A 3,682-nucleotide genomic window follows, 5' to 3' on the forward strand; every position below is an offset into this window, starting at 1 on the left:
GGCCTGTACCGCGACGGCCCGCGCGGCAGCCTCGCGTTGGACCTGGGCCAGACGCRTGAGCTGCAAACGCTGCGGCTGGGCGCGCAGGGGGCCTGGGTAGCAGTCGATGGCGCGCTGTTCGCCACGCGGCGCAGCGGCCCCGCGATGGCGCTGGTGGAGGTGCCCGGCCAGCCCGGCGTCGGCGTGAGCCTGCTCGGGCAGGTCGCGGCCCGCACCGGCAGCGACGGACGGGCGCTGCTGCCGCAGTTGCTGCCCTACCAGGCCAACGCCGTGCGGCTCGACCCGTCGGACCTGCCGATCGGCGCCGAGCTCGATTCGGTGGAGATGTCGGCCGTGCCGGCGGCACGCAGCGTGGTGAAACTGCGCTTCCCGGTGCGCAGCGGGCGCGCCGCGCTGATCCGCGTGCGGCTGGAGGGTGGCGAAGCGGCGCCGCCGGGCGCCGAGGTCGGCATCGTCGGCGATCCGCAGGTGTTCTACATGGCGCGCCGCGGCGAGGTCTTCGTGACCGGCCTCGCGCCGGTGGCCACGCTGGTGCTGCGCTGGCGCGGGCAGTCGTGCGCGCTGGCGGTGCGGCTGCCGCCGGACGACGGCAACGACATCACGCGCCTCGGCCCGCTGACCTGCGCCGGGGTGTCGCCGTGATCCCGGGCCGGCTCGCTTGCGCGCTGGCACTCCTGGCCGTGCCGGCGTCGGTGCCGGGCGCGGTCAGTTGCGGGCTGACGGTGACCTCGCCGTCGGGCCGCGTGGCAGCGCCCGGCGCCCTGACGCTGGGCGGCACGCTGACCGTGCAGTGCACGAAGGCGGCCGACAGCCCGCTCACGAGCGCCTCGTTCAGCGCCACCGTGGGCTCGACGCACACGCTGGCCGCCGAGGACAGTGCCGGGCGCAACATCGGCTACGGCCTGTGGCAGGACGCTGCCGCGCGCACCCCATGGGGCAGCACCGCGCCGTACGCGATCAGCGGCAGCGTGGTCTTTGCCGGCGGCCCGATGGCGAGCACGCAACTGCCGTTCTACCTGGTGGCGCCCGCGCGGGCGCGCCGGCCGGCGGCCGGCAGCTACCGCGACACGCTGCTCGTCACGCTGGCCTACCACGCGGATGGCAGCTCGGCCATGGCCCGCGGCAGCACCGGCACCGGTTCCGGCAGCACCACCGGCGGCGTCACGCTCGACGTCCCGCCGGCCTGCAGCCTGTCGACGCCGACCGCCGTGACGCTGGACTACGTCGCCTTCCAGTCGGCGCCGGCCATCGCCACCAACAGCTTCACGGCGGACTGCAACACCGATTACGCGCTGGCGCTGGACAGCGGCGGCGGCATGCTGCTCGACCTGCCCTACACGCTGACGCTGGATGCCGTGTCCGGCACCTGGAACGGCCAGGTGCACGAGCACCACGTCACCGGCCGCATCGAGGCCGGACTGGCCGGCTCCTGTGCGACGGCGCCCTGCCAGGCGGCCCGGGTTCACGTGCTGACGATCAGCTATTGAGCGACCGGCAGGCGGCGGACCGGTTGAACGGTTGAATCGGACGCCCCAGCGGAGGGCCGGGAGGGAGGGACGGCCGCCCGACTCCGATACCCTTGCCCGCTGGCGAGGACCCCCCATGTCGACTCTTCTCAGATCGGCCCGAGACAGGGCTGACGGATCCGGCAGTACCGATATTCCCAAGGCACGCAGCCGCCCCCGCATCGGTGCGGCGGCGCCGCCGCGCATTGCGCTGGTCTGCGTGCTGCTCGCGCTGCTGCTGCTGGCGCTGGATTTCAAGGTCGGCCACCGGGTCGCGGAGCTGTACGGCCCGGCCGCCCTGGCGCTGCGCCCCGACGGCACGCAGGCCTGGCTGGCCGTCGACGACGAGATCTGGTCGTTCGATGCCAAGGGGCACCGCGGCACGCGCGCCCGGCTGGCGGAGATCGGCCTGCCGGGCCGCGTCTACAGCCTCGACTGGCACCCGGCCGCCGGGCTGCTCGCGATGCGGCTCGACAACGAGCCGGCCATCCACCTGCTCGACCCCGCCACGCTGCTGCCGTCCAGCACCATCACGCTGCAATGGCCGCCCGAGCTGGCGGAGCATGCGAGCCGCGCGGTGCACCTGGCGTTCGCCGACGACGGGCGCATCGCGGCCTCGACCGGCGGCGGCCACGCGGTGGCGCTGTTCGACCGCGACGGCCGCTTCCTCGCACGCACCGTGCTCGGGATGTACCGCTTCACGAACGGCCTGTGGTGGAACGGCGACGCGCTGTGGACCACCGACACCAACGGCCTGCAGCTGAAGCGGCTGGACGGCCGCACGCTCGCGCTGCAGCAGGCGGTGGACGTGCCGGCGCCGCGCGGCACCCGCTACCTGGGCCTCGCGCGGTCGCATCCGCCGCAGGCCACCGAGGTCAATGAGCCGCTGCCGCTGGCCACCGTGATCCGCTTCGGCAACGACCGCATCGTCGGCGTGGTGGCCGACATCCTGCCCGGCGGCGGCGAGCTGCTGTTCTCGCAGACCGAGCGCATGGAGCCGCGCGACCTCGGCTGGCTCGGGCGCGACCTGCTGGTGGTCGACGGCCAGAGCCGCTCGGTGCTGCGCTGGAGCGTGGCGCACGAGCCGCTGCCGCCGTTCGGCGATGCCGACAGCCGGCGCGAACTGCAGGAGGCGGCGCAGCTGCAGCAGCGGCTGACGTGGCTGCACCAGGCGCTGGTCGCCGCGGCCATCGGCGGCGTGGTCGCCGCGATCACGCTGGTGTGGCATGCGCGCAGCGGCAGCCGCTCGCGGCGCCGCATCGCGGCCACGCCGCACTGGTGGGCCGTGCTTGCCTCGGCGCTGCTGCCGGGGCTCGGCCAGTGGATGCGCGGACGCAATCCGATGGCGCTCGCCTGGTTCCTCGTGTGGTCGGTCTACACGCTGTCGATCAGCGTGCCGGTGCTGTGGAACCTGCTCGGGCCGCGCAGCGACGTGTCGGTGCAATACGCCGCCGACGTGCTGGCCGTGCAGCTGCTGATCACCGCGTTCGCGGCGCTGGAAGCGGCTCGGCGCTGAGAGGCTGGCCCGTTCGGCCGTCCCGGCGTCCACCATCTGGAGGATGACGGGCGCGCCGTTCCGGGGCACCGTGCCCGTGCGTGACAACCGGGAGAGCAGCATGCGCGTGCGCAACGAGAACGGCGGCCTGACCGCGATGGCCGTGGCAGGCACCTACGTGGTGTTGCTGGGCTGGGACATGCCCGAGGCGGCGATGCTCGCGCAAGGCGTGCTGGGCTTCGCGGTGCGGCGGCTGCGCGAGCGCGACGGCGAGCGCATCTGGCTGTCGGGCATGAAGACCTTCGAGCAGGTCGAGCCGTACCCGGTGCCCGGCGAGCCGGTGACGAGCTTCCTGCACCCGCTGCAGACCTTCCAGTGGGCGGACTACAGCGCCTCGCCCGACGAGCGCTACGTCTACACGATCGTCGCGATGAGCGGCAGCCCGGGTGCGCTCGCGCGCGGGCCCGAGGTCGACCTGGCGGTGGCGACCGAGCGCGTCGACCAGGGCAGGCACGCGGTCTTCTTCAACCGCGGCGCGATCGCCTCGCAGGAGTACGCGCGGCGTTTCCAGAACCGGCGGCCGGACGAGGTGGGGCCGTCGGCGTTCAACTGGCTGTCGCGCGGGCTGGTCGAAGGCCTGGAGAACTACATCGCCCAGGCCCAGGCCGGCGATGAACTGCTG

4 protein-coding genes are annotated in these 3,682 nt (G+C 73.9%); all 4 read left to right on the forward strand.

Annotation, left to right across the window (positions count from 1 at the left end):
• Window positions 1-642, forward strand: a 642-nt coding sequence (locus AC1D15_RS21975; RefSeq protein ID WP_477827637.1) for a fimbria/pilus outer membrane usher protein, incomplete at its 5' end; no start/stop codon positions are given.
• The gene (locus tag AC1D15_RS21980) at window positions 639-1,487 is read left to right on the forward strand and encodes a spore coat protein U domain-containing protein (protein ID WP_477827638.1); all 849 of its coding nucleotides are present in this window, start codon (window positions 639-641) and stop codon (window positions 1,485-1,487) included. The genes AC1D15_RS21975 and AC1D15_RS21980, both read left to right, overlap by 4 nt.
• Before the next feature lie 115 nt (window positions 1,488-1,602).
• A complete protein-coding gene (locus AC1D15_RS21985) occupies window positions 1,603-3,021 on the forward strand; it encodes a YncE family protein (RefSeq protein ID WP_477827639.1) in 1,419 nt (472 codons plus the stop codon).
• A 100-nt stretch (window positions 3,022-3,121) separates the two neighbouring features.
• A partial coding sequence (locus AC1D15_RS21990) for a hypothetical protein (RefSeq protein WP_477827640.1) occupies window positions 3,122-3,682 on the forward strand: 561 nt, incomplete at its 3' end.

The sequence above is a fragment of the Rhizobacter sp. P2_H2 genome (genome assembly GCF_056403375.1).

Excerpts from the sequence above, each read along its gene's own strand:
- AC1D15_RS21985 (WP_477827639.1), top strand. The coding sequence starts at position 1,603 with ATGTCGACTCTTCTCAGATCGGCCCGAGACAGGGCTGACGGATCCGGC.